Origin of the sequence: Amycolatopsis sp. NPDC098790 (genome assembly GCF_044759945.1) — a bacterium.
In the GTDB taxonomy this organism is placed as follows: domain Bacteria; phylum Actinomycetota; class Actinomycetes; order Mycobacteriales; family Pseudonocardiaceae; genus Amycolatopsis.
On record NZ_JBIWAI010000002.1, the window covers coordinates 2,117,379 to 2,135,618 of the forward strand.

Consider the following 18,240-nt stretch of genomic DNA (forward strand, 5'->3'; position numbering starts at 1 on the left):
GTCCTTTCGTCGTCGAACGGCGATTCGGATGCTAGGCGGAAACTTCCCAACCGGCCAATGCGATTTCCCGTGGTCGGATAATTTGTCATGCACATCGATGGGAGCGGCTTTGTTTTTTGTCACGCACGCATTCCGGGGTGACAATTTCGGGACGTCGCGCACTCACCCGCGTCAGCACCGCCGGAGCGCGGGCGTGCGGATCATCGCTGGGCCGGACGGCCCACGACGAAAGTCGCGTTTTGGATCAACCGACTATCGGCGGGTTCCGGAGATTCACCCACAGCGACGACGGTAGGCGTGTCCTTCACCACACGGCACCGCGAGACCCCGGTCCGCGGCAGGAGGTTGATCGTAAAGTGCGTATCGCGCGAACCGGCGTAGTCGTCACCGGCGTCTTGTTCTCGGCCCTCGCGGCGGCGGCGCCGTCCCTGGCCGCCCAGCCGGCCATCATCGACGGGAGCAACGCCGACTCGCTCCACTCCGCCGCCCGGATGTTCGCCGGCGGCCAGGAGATCTGCTCGGCGACGATCATCGCGCCCGACTGGGTCCTCACCGCCCGCCACTGCACGCAGGGCGCCGACGGCCAGCCGATCAGCTTCCACGTCGGCGACCTCGACCAGACGAAGGGCACCACGGTCAACGCCACCTCCGTGCACGAGGCACCGGACGCCGACATCGCCCTGGTGCAGATCGACCAGCAGGTCCAGACCGAGTACGCGCCACTGGGCAGCGAAGGCGACGTCGAGGTCGGCGACCAGGCCGAGGTGTACGGCTGGGGCGCGACGTGCACCGACCAGCCCGAGATCGAGTGCCAGTCACAGCTGCTGAAGGTCGCGAAGGTGAGCGTGACGTCGATCGACTGCCCGGACGGCGCGGCGGGCGTCTCGGTGTGCGCGAACCGAGGCGACGGCATCACGGCGGGCGGCGACTCGGGCGGCCCGATGTACGCGAACGGCAAGCAGGTGGGAGTCGCGTCCACGAGCGACCGCCAGTCCTACACCGCGTACATCAACATCACGAAGTACCGCGACTGGATCTCGTCCACCGCGGGCGTCTGAGCCTTCCGCGAGCGGCCCCCGAACTCCGGGGGCTTGCTTCGCCGTCGAGAGTGAGTGTACAGTCACTCACATGACCAAGCGCGGCGCCACCCTCTCCACCTCCGACGCCCGGCGGGACGTCGTCGTCGACGCGGCCATCGCCGAGTTCGCGCGGGGCGGTTACCACAGCACGCCGATCAGTGCCGTCGCCGCCAGGGCCGACATCTCCCCCGCCTACGTCTTCAAGCTGTTTCCCAGCAAGGTTTCCCTCTTCGTCGCCGCGCTCGACCGGTGCTACGAACTCGTCGCGCACGCCCTCTCCAACGGTGCCGCCCGCGTCGACGACGGGGATCCCGAAAAGATCCTCTACGAGATGGGCGGCGCCTACGCCGAGCTCATCGGCGACCGGAACCTGCTCATGCTGCAGGTGCACGCCCAGTCCGCCGCCGACACCCCGGAAATCGCCGACGCCGTGCGCCGCGGGCTGGCCAAGGTGACCGAGCTGGCCAGGACCCGCTCCGGCGCCGGCGACGACCAGGTGCAGCGGTTCATCGCCTACGGCCAGCTCTGCCACCTCATCGCCACCCTCGACCTCGACGACCACGCCGGCGAGTGGGCCGCGATCCTCGCCGCCGGCATCCGCCACCCCGGCAAGAACTGAACCCCGGTCAACGAGAAGCTGACCCATGCCCGTCGAGTGATTGACCAGTCACTCACACCCGGAAGGAACCACCATGACCGTCACCGAAATCGTCCTCCCCGGCCTCGTCGAGCCGGCCGGCCTGCGCGTCGAACAGCGCGAGCTGCCGCGGCCCGGCGCCGGCGAAGCCCTCGTCCGCGTCGAGGCGAGCGGGATCTCCTTCGCCGAGCAGCAGATGCGCCGCGGGAAGTACTACGACCAGCCGCCGTTCCCGTTCGTGCCCGGGTACGACGTCGTCGGCACCGTGCTCGAAGCCGGCGACCCCGCCCTGGTCGGCCGCCGCGTGGCCGCCATGACCAAGGTCGGCGGCTGGAGCAGCCACCTCGTCGTCCCCGCCGCCGATCTCGTCCCGGTGCCCGACGCTTTGGACGCGGCCGAGGCCGAGACCTTCGTGGTCAACGGCATCACCGCCTACCAGATGCTGCACCGCGTCGCGCGGGTGCGGGCCGGCGGCACGATCCTCGTCCACGGCGCGAGCGGCGGCGTCGGCACCACGCTCGTGCAGCTCGCCAAGGCGGCAGGCATCACGGTGATCGGCACCGCCTCGGCCCGCAACCTCGACGTCGTGACCGCGCTCGGCGCCACCGCCGTCGACTACCGCGGCGACGTCCCGGCGCGGGTCCGCGAACTGGCGCCGGGTGGCGTCGACGCCGTCTTCGACCACGTCGGCGGGCCCGGCATCGTCGACTCGTTCCGGTTGCTGGCCCCCGGCGGCACGCTCGTCGCCTACGGCAGCGCGTCCACGAAGGACACCGGCGGGAACTCGCGGCTGCCGGTGCTGAAGCTGATCGGCAGGCTGCTGTGGTGGAACGCCCTGCCGAACCGCCGTCGCACGCACTTCTACAACGTCTGGGGCGGCAAGCGGAACCTCGCCCGCTTCCGCGCGCGCCTGACCGAGGACCTGACGGCCGTCTTCGACCTCGCGGCGAAGGGGCAGCTCAAGGCGCAGGTGGCCGCGCGGATCCCGCTCACGGAAGCCGCGAAAGCACTGGCGCTGGCGGAATCCGGCACGGTGACGGGCAAGGTCGTGCTCGTCCCCTGAACGCACCGAAGGCGGCACTTTCACGTGAAAGTGCCGCCTTCGGGTCGTGGGCGATCAGTCCGTGCCGAACTCCATCGCGGCGTTGTCGAGCAGCTCGACGTCGTCGGTCTTGCCGCGCGAAGCGATCACCTCGGCGCCGCCCTCGGGCATCGCGCCGATCAGGCCGGTCGACGCCGCTTGGGCGGCGCCGATCAGCTTCGGGTTCGAGCCGCCGACCATGCCGAGGCTCGCGTACTGCTCCAGCTTCGCCCGCGAGTCGGCGATGTCGAGGTTGCGCATGGTCAGCTGGCCGATCCGGTCGACCGGGCCGAACGCCGAGTCCTCGGTGCGCTCCATCGACAGCTTGTCCGGGTGGTAGCTGAACGCCGGGCCGGTCGTGTCGAGGATCGAGTAGTCCTCGCCGCGACGCAGCCGCAGCGTCACGTCGCCGGTGATCGCGGTGCCGACCCAGCGCTGCAGCGACTCGCGCAGCATCATCGCCTGGGGGTCCAGCCAGCGGCCCTCGTACATCAGGCGGCCGAGGCGGCGGCCCTCGTTGTGGTAGCTGGCGAGGGTGTCCTCGTTGTGGATGGCGTTGACGAGCCGCTCGTAGGCGGCGTGCAGCAGCGCCATGCCGGGAGCCTCGTAGATGCCGCGGCTCTTGGCCTCGATGATCCGGTTCTCGATCTGGTCGGACATGCCGAGGCCGTGCCGGCCGCCGATCGCGTTGGCCTCGAGGACCAGGTCGACGGCGGTGGCGAACTCCTTGCCGTTGATCGTCACCGGCCGGCCCTGCTCGAAGCCGATGGTGACGTCCTCGGCGGGGATCTCGACCTCGGGGTCCCAGAACGCCACGCCCATGATCGGCTTGACGATCTCGATCCCGGTGTCCAGGTGCTCCAGGGACTTGGCCTCGTGCGTGGCGCCCCAGATGTTGGCGTCGGTCGAGTAGGCCTTCTCGGTGCTGTCGCGGTAGGGCAGCTCGTGCGCGAGCAGCCACTCGGACATCTCCTTGCGGCCGCCGAGCTCGGTGACGAAGTCCGCGTCGAGCCACGGCTTGTAGACGCGCAGGGAGGGGTTGGCCAGCAGGCCGTAGCGGTAGAACCGCTCGATGTCGTTGCCCTTGTAGGTCGAGCCGTCGCCCCAGATCTGGACGTCGTCCTCGAGCATGGCGCGCACCAGCAGCGTGCCGGTGACCGCGCGGCCGAGCGGGGTGGTGTTGAAGTAGCTGCGGCCGCCGGTGCGGATGTGGAACGCGCCGCAGGTCAGCGCCGCGAGCCCCTCTTCGACGAGGGCTTCCTTGCAGTCGACGAGCCGCGCGATCTCGGCGCCGTACTGACCGGCCCGCCCGGGCACCGACTCGATGTCGGGCTCGTCGTACTGGCCGATGTCGGCGGTGTAGGTGCAGGGGACCGCGCCTTTGTCGCGCATCCACGCGACCGCTACGGAAGTGTCGAGGCCACCGGAGAAGGCGATACCGACACGCTCGCCGACGGGCAGGGAAGTGAGCACCTTGGACATGCGAATGATTATGCACGCCCATGCATCGTCGTGCAATCCGGGGTGCCCCGCGTCACGGAAACCCGGTTGACGTGCGTGGTTGCGTGATCACATGGTCCGCATGCACGCCGACGAGCACCCCATCGACACCGCGCTCGTCCGCCGCCTCGTGGCGGGACAGTTCCCGCGGTGGGCCGGCTTGCCCCTCACGCCGCTGGCGTCCGGCGGCACGGTCAACGCGGTGTACCGGCTCGGCACCGGCCTCACGGTCCGGCTCCCCCTGACCGCCGGCGGCGCCGGGGACATCGCGAAGGAACGGCGGGCGCTCGCGGCGCTCGGCGGGCTGCTTGTGGCGGTCCCGGCCGTCATTGCGGTGGGCGAACCGGCCGAAGGGTATCCGTGGCCGTGGGCGGTGCACGGCTGGCTCGACGGCGCACCGGCCGTCGAGGGTCGGCCCGCGCCGGCGCGTGAGCTGGCGGAGTTCGTCCGCGCGCTCCGGTCGCAGGCGGCCGACGGTCCCCCGGCCTACCGCGGCAAGCCGCTGTCCGCTGTGGACGCGGGCGCCCGCCGGGCGATCGGCGAACTGAGCCGCACCGGCGAGCCGTTCGACGCGGACGCGGCCCTCGCGGTCTGGACCGAAGCGGTCGAAGCTCCACAGTGGACCGGGCCGCCGTGCCGGGTGCACTCCGACCTGATGCCGAGCAACCTGCTGCTGCGCGACGGCCGGCTGACCGGCGTCCTCGACTGGGCCACCGCGGGCGCCGGCGACCCGGCGTGCGACCTGATCCCCGCGTGGAACCTGCTGACCGCGGCCACGCGCCCGGTCTTCCGCGACGCCGTCGGCACCGACGAAGCGACCTGGGCGCGTGGCCGCGGCTGGGCGCTGGCGATGGCCGTGATCCAGCTGCCGTACTACCGGCACACCAACCCGGTCATCTCCGCCAACGCCCGGTACGTGCTCACCGAGCTCGGGTGCCGACCGGCTCCCCGAAGCGCCACAGCACCGCGTGCGAGTTCCGGCCGGGCACGGAACACGACCCCGTGACCTCCCAGTCGTTGAGCCCGTCCGCCGAGCAGATCCCGCCCTCGGGCACCGACAGCCGCAGCACCCGGCCGGCCCGGTCCCAGACGAGCGGGGTGTGCCCGCCGTCCACCCCGAGCACGGCACCGGACCGGCTGACTGCCGTGACCCGCGACGCCCCGCCGGGGAAGACGGTGAGCGTGCCCGCCGGGTCCCAGCGGGCGATCCGGGTGGTGAAGTCCTTGTCGCGCACCTCGCCGACGATCGTCCCGTCGGCGGTGATGGTCAGCGCCGTGCTGTTTTCCCAGGTGGTGTCGAGCAGGGTGAGCCGGCCGGACGGGTCCCACTTCGCCGCGTGGGCACCGCTGCCGCCGACCACGGTGCCGGCGTCGTCGAGGTCGTTCAGCGAGCCGGCACCGGTCAGTTCGACGAGGTTGCCCGCCGGGTCCCAGTACCGGGGGCCGTAGTCCGACGAACCGACCACCGCGCCCGCCTCGTTCATCGCCGACACCCGGCCGAGGCCGAGTTCGGTGACCTTGCCCTGGGCATCCCACCGCACGGCGGAGTCCGGCCCGGGCGCGCCGTACGCGTTCCCCGCGACGACGCCGTGGTCGTTGATCGCGACCGGCGTGGACCACGCGTAGCCCGGGAAACCGGTCGGCTGCTCCAGCTCCACCGGCACGCCGGAAGCGTCCCAGCGGGTCGCCCGCCCGGTGGTGACGTGGTTGGTCGAGTCCCCGACCGCCACCCCGGCCTCGTTGAGCGCGGTGGCTTTCACCGCGCTGTAGCCGTCGAGCGGCCGCAGTTCGCCGATCCGGCCGGCCGGGTCCCACCGGGCCCCGTGCACGTCGAACGCCTTGTCGTACGCCTCGCCGAACACCGTCCCGTGGTTGGTCACCAGCAGTCCCGAGCTGGTCAGCCCGCCGGGCAGCGTGCCCAGGTCGATCGGGCCGGTCACCTCGTCCGCGCTCGCCGGCACCGCGGTGAGCACGGTGACCGCCGCCGCCGTCGCGAGAACACCTCTGAACATCCCCTGCTCCTCCCCTGTCAGGTGGGTTCCGGCAGGTCCACGCACGACGGCGGCGATCGGTTGAGCCGGCTGCCGGAACTTCTCGACCTTCGCTTCCGTCGTCGGCCCGCCGATAGCGGCTGAGCACCCTCTCGCGGAACGGTCATGAGGGGCACCCCATGGCCGTTGCGACCATGAGGTGCCCCTCATGACTTCGGTTGAGTCAGCCCGGCAGCAGCGCCGGGGCCGCGAGGCGGGTGGCGTTCGCCGCCGCGTCGTCCGGGGCCTCCTGGGCCGACCGCTCCGCCTCGACCCGGGCCAGGTAGTTCGCCACTTCCCGCTCGGTGCGGTGCGCGTCCCAGCCCAGCTCCGGGCCGATCAGTCCGGCGACGACCGGGGCCGCCGCCACGCCGCGGTCGCGTTCCTCGATCGAGATGCGCGTGCGCCGGGTCAGCACGTCCTCCAGGTGCAGCGCGCCTTCGTGCGTGACCGCGTACACCGCCTCCACGCGCAGGTACTCCGACGTCTCCGTGATCGGCGACGCCAGGGAAGGCCGTTCCTCGATCAGCGAGACGAGGTTCCAGATCCGCGTGCCGTACCGGCCCAGCAGGTGCTCGACCGTCTTCACCGGCAGGCCCGTCTTGGACGCCACGGAGTACCGGTCCGCCCACAGCTCGTGGTAGCCCTCGGCACCGGCGATCGGCAACCGGTCGGTCCACGACGGCGGGGCCGGGCGGCCCAGCTCCTCGACCACGACGTCGACCGCGTCCGCGGCCATCACCCGGTACGTCGTGTACTTGCCGCCGGCCACGATCACCAGGCCCGGCACCGGGTGCGCCACCGCGTGCTCCCGCGACAGCTTCGTCGTCGCGGCCGCCTTCGCCGCGAGCAACGGCCGCAGGCCCGCGTAGACGCCCTCGATGTCGTCGTGCGTCACCGGCGTCCGCAGCACGGCGTTGAGGTGCTCCAGCACGTAGTCGACGTCCGCGCGGCTCGCCGCCGGGTGCTCGCGGTCGAGGTCCCACTCGGTGTCCGTCGTGCCGACGATCCAGTGCCGGCCCCACGGGATCACGAACAGCACGCTCTTCTCGGTGCGCAGGATCAGCCCGGTGTCGAGGTCGATCTTCTCCCGCGGCACCACCAGGTGGATGCCCTTCGACGCGCGGACGGTGAACGGCGCGGGAATGCCGGCCGCCTCCGCCATGTCGTCGCTCCACACGCCCGTCGCCGCCACCACGGTGCGAGCGCGGATCTCGAACTCGATGCCGCTCTCGCGGTCGACGACCTTCGCGCCGACGACCCGCTCGCCGTCGCGCAGCAGCGACGTCACGCGGGCCCGCGTCAGCACCGAAGCGCCTTGCTCGGCCGCGGTCCGCGCGATGGTCATCGTGTGGCGGGCGTCGTCGACCTGGGCGTCGTAGTACTGGATCGCCCCGACCAGCGCGTCGTCCGCGAGCGCCGGCGCCACGTGGAACGCGCCGCGCTTGGACAGGTGCCGGTGCCGCGGCAGCGCGCGGGCGCCGCCGAGCGTGTCGTACAGCGTGACGCCGGCGCCGATGTACCCGCGCTCCCACACCCGGTGCTTCAGCGGCACCAGGAACTTCACCGGCCGCACCAGGTGCGGCGCGAGCTTCTGCAGCAGCAGCCCGCGTTCCTTGAGCGCCTCGCGCACCAGCTTGAAGTCCAGCTGCTCCAGGTAGCGCAGGCCGCCGTGGATCAGCTTGGACGACCGGCTGGACGTGCCGGCGGCGAAGTCGCGGGCCTCGACCAGCGCGGTCGAGAGCCCGCGCGACGCGGCGTCGAGCGCCACGCCCGCCCCGGTCACTCCCCCGCCGACGACCAGGACGTCGACCTCCTCGCGCGCCAGCTTCCCCAGGGTTTCCGCGCGGTAGGACGGCGATAGTGCGGTCACGGTGTTCCTCCTCATCATCACTCCACGTCGACCCAGTCGAGCGTGCGGCCGACGGCCTTCTGCCAGCCCGCGTAGCCCTCGGCGCGCTGCTCGTCGCTCCACGACGGCGCCCAGCGCTTGTCCTCGTTCCAGTTCTGCTCCAGCTCGTCGGTCGACTTCCAGAACCCGACGGCGAGCCCGGCCGCGTAGGCGGCCCCGAGCGCGGTGGTCTCCGCGACGACCGGCTTCGACACCGGCACGCCGAGGATGTCCGCCTGCAGCTGCATGCACAGCTCGTTGGCGGTGACGCCGCCGTCCACGCGCAGCACGTCCAGCGTGACGCCGGAGTCGTTCTGCATCGCCTCCACGACGTCGCGGGTCTGGTAGCAGATCGCCTCGAGGGTGGCCCGCGCGAGATGAGCGTTGGTCGTGGCGCGGGTGAGCCCGACGATCGCGCCGCGGGCGTCCGAGCGCCAGTACGGCGCGAACAGGCCGGAGAACGCCGGGACGAAGTAGACGCCGCCGTTGTCCTCGACCTGGCGAGCCAGGCTCTCGCTCTGGGCCGCGCCGCTGATGATGCCGAGTTGGTCGCGCAGCCATTGCACGGCCGAACCGGTGACGGCGATCGAGCCTTCCAGCGCGTAGACCGGCTTGTCGTCGCCGAACTGGTAGCACAGCGTCGTGAGCAGGCCGTGCTTCGAGCGGACCAGCTCGTGGCCGGTGTTGAGCAGCAGGAAGTTGCCGGTGCCGTAGGTGTTCTTGGCCTCGCCGGGCCGGAAGCAGACCTGGCCGACGGTGGCCGCCTGCTGGTCGCCGAGGACGCCGGTGAGCGCGACCTCGCCGCCGAGCGGGCCGTCCGCGCGGGTGGTGCCGAAGCGGCCGGGGTTCGACGACGGCCGGATCGCCGGCAGCATCTGCTTCGGGACGTTGAAGAACGACAGCAGCTCGTCGTCCCAGTCGAGGGTTTCGAGGTCCATCAGCATCGTGCGCGACGCGTTGGTCGGGTCGGTGACGTGCACGCCGCCGTCCGGGCCGCCGGTGAGGTTCCAGATGAGCCACGAGTCCGTGGTGCCGAAGAGCGCGTCGCCCTTCTCGGCGTCCTCCCGCACGCCGTCGACGTTCTCGAGGATCCACTGCAGCTTGCCGCCGGAGAAGTACGTCGCGGGCGGGAGGCCGGCCTTGCGGCGGATGACGTCGCCCTTGCCCTCGCGCTCCAGCGCGGAGGCGATCCGGTCGGTGCGGGTGTCCTGCCAGACGATCGCGTTGTAGTAGGGGCGGCCGGTGCGGCGGTTCCACACGACGGTGGTCTCGCGCTGGTTGGTGATGCCGAGCGCGGCCAGGTCGCGGTGCGTCAGGTTGGCCTTGTTGAGCGCGGTCGCGATGACCGAGCGGGTGCGTTCCCAGATCTCGGTGGCGTCGTGCTCGACCCAGCCCGGCTTGGGCAGGATCTGCTCGTGCTCGAGCTGGTGGCGGGCGATCTCGTTGCCGCCGTGGTCGAAGATCATGAAGCGGGTGCTCGTGGTGCCCTGGTCAACGGCGCCGACGTAGTCCGGCATGGTCGTGCTCCTACTCAGTTGGCGGGCTCGAGGTCCTTGGCGGGCATGGCGTCGAGGGGGTCCCCGGCGGGCAGGAACCGCTCGATCAGGTACTTGTAGATCGCGCCGCCGACGAGCGCGCCGATGATCGGGCCCGCGATCGGGATCCACCAGTAGGGGAAGCCGTACTGGTCGGACCACGCCGTGTCGTAGCCGGTCAGCCAGGAAGCCAGGCGCGGGCCGAAGTCGCGGGCGGGGTTGATCGCGTAGCCGGCGTTCGTGCCCCAGGCCATGCCGATGGCGACGACGAGGAAGCCGACGACGACCGGGGCCAAGTTCGCGCCGGGCGAGGTGTTGCGGAGGTCGGTGATGGCGAACAGGACGATGAGCAGGATCGCGGTGCCGATGATCTGGTCGCGGAAGGCGCCCCAGTCACCCACCGGGAGCGTGCCGTTACCCGGAAGGGTGGAAAAGACACCCTGGGTCTTGATCGTCAGGCCGGGGTCCTTGGCGTTGAGCACCTCGGTGTAGTTCCAGCGCACGAGCAGCGCGGCGATGAACGCGCCGGCCGTCTGGGCCAGGGCGTAGGGGGCGACCTTGCGCCACTCGAAGCCCTTGAAGACCGCGAGCGCGATGGTCACGGCCGGGTTCAGGTGCGCGCCGCTGATCCGCGAAGCGACGTAGACACCGAGCGTGACGCCGAGTCCCCAGGCCCAGGCGATGCTGTCGTGGTCCCCGATGCCCGCGGCAGCGACCTGCGCCACCACTCCGCACCCGAACAGGATGAGGATCATCGTCCCCACGAACTCGGCGGCCATCTCGCCGGCGAGCCCGTGGGCCTTGAGGTTTCGCACCATTGCTTCCTCCACAAAGGACCGTTCTTCCCCCTGGTGGGTTCAGCCAAGCTCGCCTGATCGGGACGCGCAACGGACGCCGGTCGGCATTGTCGAACGGCCGAAGTGGATGTTCGACATTGTCGAATCAGGGCCGGTCGGGTTACGTTGACGGCGTGCCCGGTCCGATCCAGTCCATCGAGCGCGCCGCCGCGATCCTGCGCTTGCTGGCGCGCGGCTCGGGCCGTCTCGGGGTCGGCGAGATCGCCGAGTCGCTGGAGCTGGCGAAGGGCACCGCGCACGGGATCCTGCGCACGCTGCAGGGCGTCGGGTTCGTCGAACAGGACCGCGACACAGGCAAGTACCAGCTCGGCGCGGCATTGCTGCACCTGGGCACGAGCTACCTGGACGTCAACGAGCTGCGGTCCCGGGCGATCAACTGGGCGGACGCGCTGGCCGCCCGCAGCGGCGAGGCGGTCCGGATCGGCGCGCCCCTGGAAGGCCGGGTGCTGGTGGTGCACCACGTGTTCCGGCCCGACGACAGCCTGCAGAGCCTCGACGTCGGCACGCTGCTGCCGCTGCACGCGACAGCGCTGGGCAAAGTGCTGCTGGCCTACGACACGACGTTGAAAGCCGACCTCGAGCCGTACACTCGCCGCACCCTGGTCACCCAGACGGCGATCAAACGGGCGTGTGCGAAGGTACGCGAGGCCGGCTGGGCGTCGGAGAACGGCGAAATGATCTCCGGCGAGGCCGGGATCGCGGCGCCGATCCGCGGTCACGGCGGCATCGTGGTCGGCGCGATCGGCGTGTCGGGACCGGCGGACCGGGTGTGCGAACCGGACGGCACCCCGATCCCGCGGCTCCTGACCCACGTCCGCGACGCGGCGCGCGCGGTGTCGCGGGATCTGGGCGCGTCCCGATGGTGAAGGAGGTGAGCACGTGGTCCAGCGGTACGTGATGTCCATCGACCAGGGCACCACCTCCACCCGGTGCATCCTGTTCGACGCGCGCGGCCGGCTCGTCTCCGTCGTGCAGCGGGAACACCAGCAGCACTTCCCGCGGCCCGGCTGGGTCGAGCACGACGCCGTCGAGATCTGGCGGAACCTCGCCCGGATCGTGCCCCAGGCGCTGGCCGACGCCGGCGCGACCGCCGAGCAGGTCGTCGGGCTCGGGATCGCCAACCAGCGCGAGACCACCGTCCTGTGGGACCGGCACACCGGTAACCCCGTCGGGCGGGCGATCGTCTGGCAGGACACCCGCACCGACGCCATGCTCGAACAGCTCGCCCGCGAACCGGGCGCCGACCGCGTCCGGCAGCTGTGCGGCCTGCCGCTGGCCACCTACTTCTCCGCGCCGCGGGTCCGCTGGCTGCTCGAACGCACCCCCGGCCTGCGCGAACGTGCCGAGCGCGGTGACGTCCTCTTCGGCACCATCGAGTCCTGGCTGATCTGGAACCTCACCGGCGGCGCCGAGGGCGGCGTGCACGTCACCGACGTCACCAACGCCTCGCGCACCATGCTGATGAACCTGCGCACGCTGAACTGGGACGACGAGCTGCTCGACTTCTTCGACGTCCCCCGCGCGATGCTGCCGGAGATCCGGTCGTCGACCGAGGTCTACGGCACCACGTCACGCGTGGTGCCCGGGATCCGGATCGCGGCGGCGCTCGGCGACCAGCAGGCGGCGCTGTTCGGCCAGACGTGCTTCGCACCCGGCGAGGCGAAGTGCACGTACGGCACCGGCAGCTTCCTGCTGCTCAACACCGGCCCGACGCCGGTGCTCTCCACCCACGGCATGCTCACCACGGTCGGCTTCAAGATCGGCGACGAGCCTGCCGTGTACGCGCTCGAAGGGTCGATCGCCGTCACCGGGTCGCTGGTGCAGTGGTTCCGCGACGGTCTCGAGCTGATCGGCAGCGCGCCCGAGATCGAGACGCTCGCGCGGACGGTCGACGACAACGGCGGCTGCTACATCGTGCCCGCGTTCTCCGGGTTGTTCGCGCCGCACTGGCACAGCGAGGCGCGCGGCGTGATCGCCGGGCTGACGTCGTACATCACGAAGGGCCACCTCGCGCGAGCGGTGCTGGAGGCGACCGGCTGGCAGACGCGCGAGGTCGTCGACGCGATGAACGCCGACTCCGGGCTCGCGCTTTCGACGTTGAAGGTCGACGGCGGGATGACGGCCGACAACCTGCTGATGCAGTTCATCGCCGACGTCCTCGACGTGCCGGTGGTCCGCCCGATGGTGGCGGAGACGGTGTCGCTCGGCGCGGCGTACGCGGCGGGGCTGTCCGTCGGGTACTGGCCGGACCTCGAAGGCTTGCGGCGCAACTGGCACCGGGCCGGGCAGTGGCTGCCGGCGATGGACCCCGCCCGCCGCGACACCGAGTACGGCCACTGGCGCCAGGCGGTGGAGCTGACGTTCGGCTGGATGCGCCCCGGCCCGGCGGCGGCCGCGCCCGGGTCCGACCTGGTCGAGGTGCTGCTGGCCGACCACCGCCGGTTCGAGCAGCTGCTGCGCGACCTGCGCAACGCCGAAGCCGACCGCCCGGCACTGGTCGCGGAGCTGGCCGCCCTGCTGGTGGCGCACGCGACGGCGACCGAGCGGATCGTCCGGCCTTCCGCGTCGGGCACCGCCTTCGCCGACGAGCTCCTCGCCGTTCTCGAGGCCGACGATTTCGAAAAGGCATTGCTGCGCTTGGAGAACGTCGTCGACGGGCACGTGCGGGGCGAGGAACGCGGGCTGCTGAACGACTTGCGCCGCACGATGTCCACTTCGGACCGAACCGGGCTCGGCCGGGCGTTCGTCGCGGAACGCCGCCGCCAGCTCGACCTCGACTGCGGGAGCGTCGCTCACATCCGCGAACTCGGCGACCGCCTCACGCTCTGAGGCGGAGCCAGGCCTGCCATCCGGGTGAAGCGGGTCCCGGATTCCGCCCCCGCGCGGAAGCCGGGAGAAGACTGCGGGAACCGGTTCACCGCTGGAGGGAGCACCATGTCCGCAGCCGCCGACAAAGCTCTGCTGTCCCTGTCCACCCCGACCGGGCTCGCCGATCCGTACCCGGTCTACGCGAAGCTTCGCGAGGAGGCGCCGATCTTCCGCAGCGAAGTCTTCGGCGGCTGGGTGCTCAGCCGGTTCGCCGACTGCCAGGCGGTGCTCGCCGACGGCGAGACCTTCCCGGTGCTGGACGCGCAGTGGCGCGACCGGCACACGCCGGGCTGGCGCGACAACGCCGCGATGGCGTTGTTCGCCGATCTGCTGCCGTGGAAGAACCCGCCGGAACACACGCGTGAACGCCGCCTGCTCGTGCGCGACTTCACCGTCCGGCGCGTCCAGGAGCTGGAGCCCGCGGTCCGCCGGGCCACCGACCGGGTGCTGGACCGCTTCGCCGACGCCACGGTGAACGGGTCCGTGGTGGAGTTCGTCGGCACGGTCCTCTACCCGCTCGGCATGGCCGTGATCGGCGACCTGGTCGGTGTGCCCGAAACCGACCACGACCGGCTTCGCCGCGTCACCGACCTGATCGGCAAACAGGTCGACCCCGCGATGTCGTCCGGCCTGCGCGCCGAGGTCGACGCGGCCGCCGTCGAATACCGGGCCTACTTCACGGAGCTGATCGCGCTGCGGCGCGCGAAACCCGGTGCGGACCTGACCTCCGCGCTCCTGGCCCGGCCCGCCGGCGGCACGGAGCCGATGTCCGAGGACGAGGTGCTCAACGCGCTGCTCGTGTTGTTCGGCGGTGGCTACGAGACCACCGCGGGCGCGCTGGGCAACGGTGTCCACGCGCTGCTGACCCACCCGAACCAGTTCGCCCTGCTCGCCGGTGATCCGGCGCTGGCGGCGGCCGCGGCCGAGGAGATCCTGCGGTGGGACGGGGCCGCCCAGGTGAGCCAGCGCGCGGCGGCCCGGCCGGCGGTGCTCGACGGCCGGGAAATCCCGGCGGACGATGTCGTGGTAATCCTCGCCGGGGCGGCGAACCGGGACCCCGCGCGCTTCGCGGACCCGGACCGCTTCGACATCACCCGCGACGGCGGCCGAGGGCTGTTCTTCGGGCACGGCCTGCACCTGTGCCTCGGCGCGGCCTTGGCGCGGCTCGAGATGACGGTGCTGCTCGAACAGCTGGGAAAGCGGTTCCCGGCGCTCCGGATCGGCGGCGAAGCAGTGCGCCGCCCCAACCCGGCGCTGCGCGGGATGGCGGCGCTGCCGCTGACCCGGTGAGCCGCGCGCCGGCGCTGGGTGCCCTTGAGGCAGCGGCTGCTCTCCCGCACCACCAGCTCGACCTCCACCGGCCGGCGCGGGGCCGGGACACCGTCGATCCGGGCCACCAGCTCCGCCACCGTCTGGCGGCCCGCCACCACGACGTCCCGGCGGACCGTCGTCAACGGCAGAAGCGTCGCCCACATCCGCGAACTCGGCAACCGCCTCACGCTCTAGCCGGCACGCAGGCAGCGGCTGCTCTCCCGCACCACCAGCTCGACCTCCACCGGCCGCCGGGGAGCCGGCACACCGTCGATCCGGGCCACCAGCTCCGCCACCGTCTGGCGGCCCGCCGCCACGAAGTCCTGGCGGACCGTCGTCAGCGGTGGTGCGAAGTAGGCCGCCTCCGGGACGTCGTCGAAACCGACCACGTGGGCGTCGCGCGGGACTCGCATCCCCGCTTCCGTGAACGCCGACAGCAGGCCCAGCGCCATGTGGTCGTTGGCCGAGAACACCGCGCCCACGCCCGGTTCGGCCGCCAGGAACTGGCCGGCGCGGTAGCCGGAACGGGCCGACCAGTCGCCGCGGACCACCGGGGGGACCTCGGCACCGTGGTGCTCGAGGGTTTCGCGCCAGCCGCGCTCGCGGGCGCGGGCGATCAGGCCGTCTTCGGGGCCGCCGAGGTGCCAGACCGTCGGGTGGCCGAGGTCCAGCAGGTGTTCGGTGGCCCGTCGCGCGCCCTCGTACTGGTCGGCCGACGCGGCCGGGACCAGCGGGACGCCGTCGACCGCGGGCAGCTCGGCGACCAGGCGCTGGTCGAGGACCACGATGCCCGACACCCCTTGCAGCAGCAGGCCGGCCACGGCGGCGGGCACCGCGGCCCGGCCCCGGCCGGGCACCCCGAAGACGACGAGGACGTACCCGTGCTCGCGCGCGGCGGCGCGCAGACCGTTCAGGACCGGCCCGGACGCGGCGGTGCCGGTGGCGATCACGCCGAGGGTGCCCCGGCGCCGCGAGTGGAAGGAAACTCTGGGACCCGCGTCGTCCTCGGTCATGGCACCGATGTTAACGATCACAGCACCGGACGTGAACTTCCTTCACTTTCCATAAATAACGAAACGATAACGCGCTGAACCGGCTCTTCGCCGCGACCGTTTCAGCCAATGCCGGAACCAGTGACACCGAGCGCGATTCCCCGATTCCCGCGCCCGCGAGTGGCACTCCCCCGGGTTCCGCGCGTCTCCCCCCGGGCACGCAGCTTTCCCCGTCGTGCCCGGAAAAAACCGAAGAAGGTGACCATGCCCCGGAAAACATCCCCCGCCACGGGCAGACATCGCATCTCCCGCCGCACCAAGATCGCGACCGGCGGGCTCGCCCTCGCGCTCGCGGTCGGCGGCATCGTCGTCGCGACCACGGCCGGGCGCACCGGCGAGGCCAGCGCCGACGAGGCCGACCCGTCGTTCTTCCTCGACATCGCCAAAGTTCCCTCTGGTGTTAACGTGAACAAGGCGTTGCAGCAGAAGGGTGCCCGCGGAACGTTCACCGTGGACTGCGGCCGCAACGAGAACCAGCACTTCAACCCCGACAACTTCATCGCCCAGCCGGGCGTCAAGAACGGCGCGCAGCACCTGCACGACTACGTCGGCAACCTGTCGACGAACGCCGACTCGAACAACAAGAGCCTGGCCAAGGCCGGGACGACGTGCAGGAACGGCGACAAGTCCGCCTACTTCTGGCCGGTCGTGCGCATCGACACCGGCGAAGAGGACGAGAACCCGCCCGCCACCCAGCCCGACCGCGCCGGCAGCGCGAACGACAAGGCGAGCACCCAGGTCGACTGCCCCGACGTCGCGAGCAAGCTCCCCGACGTCCCGGACCAGGCCATGGACGAGGTGAACCGCAACCTCGACCTGCTCGACAAGCAGATCGACGAGGCGAACGCGCGGATCGCGAAGGGCGACCTGAAGACACCGCAGGACGTCCAGAACGCCGTCGTCGGCCCACTGAAGGACAAGCGGGCGGCGACGATCGACCGGATCGCCATCGCGATCGGCCGCCGTGCCGCGAAGCCGACGAACCTCGGCGGGCTCGCGGCGTGCGTGCTCAAGCAGAACGGCCAGGGCGGCCTCGACAACGGCGGCCAGAACAGCACCGGCCAGCCTGCCGAACTGCCGGGCGTCAACGACCAGAACGAAGTGGCCGGCAACGACGGCGAGATCCAGCGCGTCCGCTCGGCGACGATCACGTTCACCAGCGGCGGCGCGAACAAGGTCGTCGCGATGCCGCAGTTCCTCCGCATCCTCTACGGCGACGCCAAGCAGAGCACCAACGGCCCGGCCAACGCCCGGCCCAGCTGGACGTGCACGGGATTCGAAGACCGGCTCACCGACCACTACCCGATCTGCCCGCAGGGCAGCCGGGTCGAGCGGATCCACAGTTTCCCGAACTGCTGGGACGGCAAGAACATCGACAGCGCCAACCACCGCACGCACATCGTGTTCGCCGACCAGCGGGGCAAGTGCCCGCAGGGGTTCAAGAACGTGCCGCAGCTGGTCATCAAGCTGGTCTACGACATCCCGCACGACGTCCAGGTCAAGGGCCAGTACAAAGTGGACGCGTTCCCGCAGGAAAGCCACAACCCGCGGTCGGACCACGACGACTTCGCCAACATCATGGGCCAGCGCCTGATGAACCAGGTGGTCAACTGCATCAACACCGGCCGCACCTGCCGGCAGTAGCTCAGGACGTGGTGACGGAGTAGCTGTTCGCGGCGAAGTCCAGGCCACCGGCGGACGAGGTGATCTCGAAGCCGAACTGGACTTCGCCGAGCGTCACGTCGCCGAACCAGCCGCGGGCGCGGATCCAGTTCAGCACCGCGAGGACGTCGACCGTGCCCGAGTTGGTGTTTGACGTGCGCACGAAAGAGAACACTGCGTTCGCGCCGTTCGATCCTTTGTAGACGTCCCAGGTGTGACCGCCGACCGTCGCCGTGGTCTGCTTGGTGCCGAGCGGGCCGACCGCGCCCTGCTTGTTCATCCACAGCATGGTCTCGTAGGCGTTGTTGTCCGCCCAGATGTCGTACGCGGTTTCGTAAGCGCCGCTGCCGGGACGGCTGACGTTGAAACTGCTCGACACCTTCCCGAGCGCGCTCAGCTTCTTGCCGACGTTCTTCGCCGAATGCGGGTACGACTTCACGCCGCCGGTGTTCGGCTGATTCGACCAGACACCCCAGTTCGAATACGAATTCGCCCAGATGGTCTGCGGGCCGGCACCACTGCCCCAGACGTCGTTGCGGACGGTGTAACCGCCGTTGGACCAGGTCGCCCACTTGTCCGTCGACGACCACGTCGCCGCCGAAGCGACACCGGCCGAGGCGGCCACGGAAGCGGCCACGGTCAAGGAAACCACGAGGGAACGCACGCCATTGCGCATGAGGGAGGGCCTCCACTGGTGAGGGATTCACCAGCACTATGAACGTCCCGTTACCGCCGGG

Annotated in this window: 16 protein-coding genes; 9 read left to right on the forward strand and 7 right to left on the reverse strand. The window is 71.1% G+C overall.

Features of this window, described 5'->3' with window-relative positions; genetic code table 11:
• Positions 1–356 precede the first annotated feature (356 nt).
• The 3 genes from ACIQWX_RS23480 (at position 357) to ACIQWX_RS23490 (ending at position 2,779) form a co-directional block, all read left to right on the forward strand.
• Positions 357–1,058, forward strand: coding sequence for a S1 family peptidase (locus tag ACIQWX_RS23480; RefSeq protein ID WP_400874679.1), 702 nt, complete (start codon positions 357–359; stop codon positions 1,056–1,058).
• Between the two features lie 70 nt (positions 1,059–1,128).
• On the forward strand, positions 1,129–1,698 hold the full coding sequence (locus ACIQWX_RS23485) for a TetR/AcrR family transcriptional regulator (protein WP_400874681.1): 570 nt from the start codon (positions 1,129–1,131) through the stop codon (positions 1,696–1,698).
• A 73-nt stretch (positions 1,699–1,771) separates the two neighbouring features.
• Complete coding sequence (locus ACIQWX_RS23490) at positions 1,772–2,779, forward strand: medium chain dehydrogenase/reductase family protein (protein ID WP_400874684.1); 1,008 nt, start codon at positions 1,772–1,774, stop codon at positions 2,777–2,779.
• A gap of 54 nt (positions 2,780–2,833) precedes the next feature.
• Here the strand turns inward: ACIQWX_RS23490 and argG are convergent, their stop codons facing one another.
• Positions 2,834–4,279, reverse strand: a complete 1,446-nt coding sequence (gene argG, locus ACIQWX_RS23495; RefSeq protein WP_400874687.1) for an argininosuccinate synthase — start codon at positions 4,277–4,279, stop codon at positions 2,834–2,836.
• A gap of 91 nt (positions 4,280–4,370) precedes the next feature.
• Here argG and ACIQWX_RS23500 point away from each other — a divergent pair, with 91 nt between their 5' ends.
• The gene (locus tag ACIQWX_RS23500) at positions 4,371–5,303 is read left to right on the forward strand and encodes an aminoglycoside phosphotransferase family protein (RefSeq protein WP_400874690.1); all 933 of its coding nucleotides are present in this window, start codon (positions 4,371–4,373) and stop codon (positions 5,301–5,303) included.
• On the opposite strand, the gene ACIQWX_RS23505 is transcribed toward ACIQWX_RS23500, so the two are convergent.
• The 4 genes from ACIQWX_RS23505 to ACIQWX_RS23520 all read right to left on the reverse strand — a co-directional run bounded on the left by ACIQWX_RS23505 (position 5,218) and on the right by ACIQWX_RS23520 (position 10,571).
• The gene (locus ACIQWX_RS23505; RefSeq protein ID WP_400874693.1) at positions 5,218–6,309 is read right to left on the reverse strand and encodes a hypothetical protein; all 1,092 of its coding nucleotides are present in this window, start codon (positions 6,307–6,309) and stop codon (positions 5,218–5,220) included. The genes ACIQWX_RS23500 and ACIQWX_RS23505 overlap by 86 nt on opposite strands.
• 202 nt (positions 6,310–6,511) lie before the next feature.
• Positions 6,512–8,218: a glycerol-3-phosphate dehydrogenase gene (glpD, locus tag ACIQWX_RS23510; protein WP_400874695.1), complete on the reverse strand. Its 1,707-nt coding sequence runs from the start codon at positions 8,216–8,218 to the stop codon at positions 6,512–6,514.
• Positions 8,218–9,735, reverse strand: coding sequence for a glycerol kinase GlpK (gene glpK, locus ACIQWX_RS23515; RefSeq protein ID WP_400874697.1), 1,518 nt, complete (start codon positions 9,733–9,735; stop codon positions 8,218–8,220). The genes glpD and glpK (ACIQWX_RS23515) overlap by 1 nt, the downstream gene beginning before the upstream one ends.
• Positions 9,736–9,749: 14 nt before the next feature.
• Positions 9,750–10,571 (reverse strand): MIP/aquaporin family protein, encoded by an 822-nt coding sequence (locus ACIQWX_RS23520; RefSeq protein ID WP_400874699.1) that lies wholly within the window; start codon positions 10,569–10,571, stop codon positions 9,750–9,752.
• A gap of 152 nt (positions 10,572–10,723) precedes the next feature.
• Here ACIQWX_RS23520 and ACIQWX_RS23525 point away from each other — a divergent pair, with 152 nt between their 5' ends.
• The 4 genes from ACIQWX_RS23525 to ACIQWX_RS23540 all read left to right on the forward strand — a co-directional run bounded on the left by ACIQWX_RS23525 (position 10,724) and on the right by ACIQWX_RS23540 (position 14,984).
• Positions 10,724–11,476: an IclR family transcriptional regulator gene (locus tag ACIQWX_RS23525; RefSeq protein ID WP_400874702.1), complete on the forward strand. Its 753-nt coding sequence runs from the start codon at positions 10,724–10,726 to the stop codon at positions 11,474–11,476.
• 13 nt (positions 11,477–11,489) lie between these two features.
• The gene (gene glpK / locus ACIQWX_RS23530) at positions 11,490–13,439 is read left to right on the forward strand and encodes a glycerol kinase GlpK (RefSeq protein ID WP_400874707.1); all 1,950 of its coding nucleotides are present in this window, start codon (positions 11,490–11,492) and stop codon (positions 13,437–13,439) included.
• A 105-nt stretch (positions 13,440–13,544) separates the two neighbouring features.
• A complete protein-coding gene (locus ACIQWX_RS23535) occupies positions 13,545–14,768 on the forward strand; it encodes a cytochrome P450 (RefSeq protein ID WP_400874712.1) in 1,224 nt (407 codons plus the stop codon).
• 24 nt (positions 14,769–14,792) lie between these two features.
• Complete coding sequence (locus tag ACIQWX_RS23540; RefSeq protein WP_400874714.1) at positions 14,793–14,984, forward strand: hypothetical protein; 192 nt, start codon at positions 14,793–14,795, stop codon at positions 14,982–14,984.
• On the opposite strand, the gene ACIQWX_RS23545 is transcribed toward ACIQWX_RS23540, so the two are convergent.
• The gene (locus tag ACIQWX_RS23545) at positions 14,981–15,802 is read right to left on the reverse strand and encodes a substrate-binding domain-containing protein (protein ID WP_400874717.1); all 822 of its coding nucleotides are present in this window, start codon (positions 15,800–15,802) and stop codon (positions 14,981–14,983) included. The genes ACIQWX_RS23540 and ACIQWX_RS23545 overlap by 4 nt on opposite strands.
• A 243-nt stretch (positions 15,803–16,045) precedes the next feature.
• On the opposite strand from ACIQWX_RS23545, the gene ACIQWX_RS23550 reads away from it, so the two are divergent.
• Positions 16,046–17,485, forward strand: a complete 1,440-nt coding sequence (locus tag ACIQWX_RS23550; protein ID WP_400874720.1) for a DUF1996 domain-containing protein — start codon at positions 16,046–16,048, stop codon at positions 17,483–17,485.
• 1 nt (position 17,486) lies between these two features.
• On the opposite strand, the gene ACIQWX_RS23555 is transcribed toward ACIQWX_RS23550, so the two are convergent.
• Positions 17,487–18,179 (reverse strand): hypothetical protein, encoded by a 693-nt coding sequence (locus tag ACIQWX_RS23555; protein WP_400874723.1) that lies wholly within the window; start codon positions 18,177–18,179, stop codon positions 17,487–17,489.
• Between the last annotated feature and the right edge of the window lie 61 nt (positions 18,180–18,240).

Excerpts from the sequence above, each read along its gene's own strand:
- ACIQWX_RS23490 (WP_400874684.1), top strand. The coding sequence starts at position 1,772 with ATGACCGTCACCGAAATCGTCCTCCCCGGCCTCGTCGAGCCGGCCGGC.
- ACIQWX_RS23500 (WP_400874690.1), top strand. The coding sequence starts at position 4,371 with ATGGTCCGCATGCACGCCGACGAGCACCCCATCGACACCGCGCTCGTC.
- ACIQWX_RS23485 (WP_400874681.1), top strand. The coding sequence starts at position 1,129 with ATGACCAAGCGCGGCGCCACCCTCTCCACCTCCGACGCCCGGCGGGAC.
- ACIQWX_RS23535 (WP_400874712.1), top strand. The coding sequence starts at position 13,545 with ATGTCCGCAGCCGCCGACAAAGCTCTGCTGTCCCTGTCCACCCCGACC.
- ACIQWX_RS23505 (WP_400874693.1), bottom strand. The coding sequence starts at position 6,309 with ATGTTCAGAGGTGTTCTCGCGACGGCGGCGGCGGTCACCGTGCTCACC.
- ACIQWX_RS23555 (WP_400874723.1), bottom strand. The coding sequence starts at position 18,179 with ATGCGCAATGGCGTGCGTTCCCTCGTGGTTTCCTTGACCGTGGCCGCT.
- ACIQWX_RS23520 (WP_400874699.1), bottom strand. The coding sequence starts at position 10,571 with ATGGTGCGAAACCTCAAGGCCCACGGGCTCGCCGGCGAGATGGCCGCC.
- argG (WP_400874687.1), bottom strand. The coding sequence starts at position 4,279 with ATGTCCAAGGTGCTCACTTCCCTGCCCGTCGGCGAGCGTGTCGGTATC.
- ACIQWX_RS23550 (WP_400874720.1), top strand. The coding sequence starts at position 16,046 with ATGCCCCGGAAAACATCCCCCGCCACGGGCAGACATCGCATCTCCCGC.
- ACIQWX_RS23545 (WP_400874717.1), bottom strand. The coding sequence starts at position 15,802 with ATGACCGAGGACGACGCGGGTCCCAGAGTTTCCTTCCACTCGCGGCGC.
- glpK (WP_400874697.1), bottom strand. The coding sequence starts at position 9,735 with ATGCCGGACTACGTCGGCGCCGTTGACCAGGGCACCACGAGCACCCGC.
- glpD (WP_400874695.1), bottom strand. The coding sequence starts at position 8,218 with ATGATGAGGAGGAACACCGTGACCGCACTATCGCCGTCCTACCGCGCG.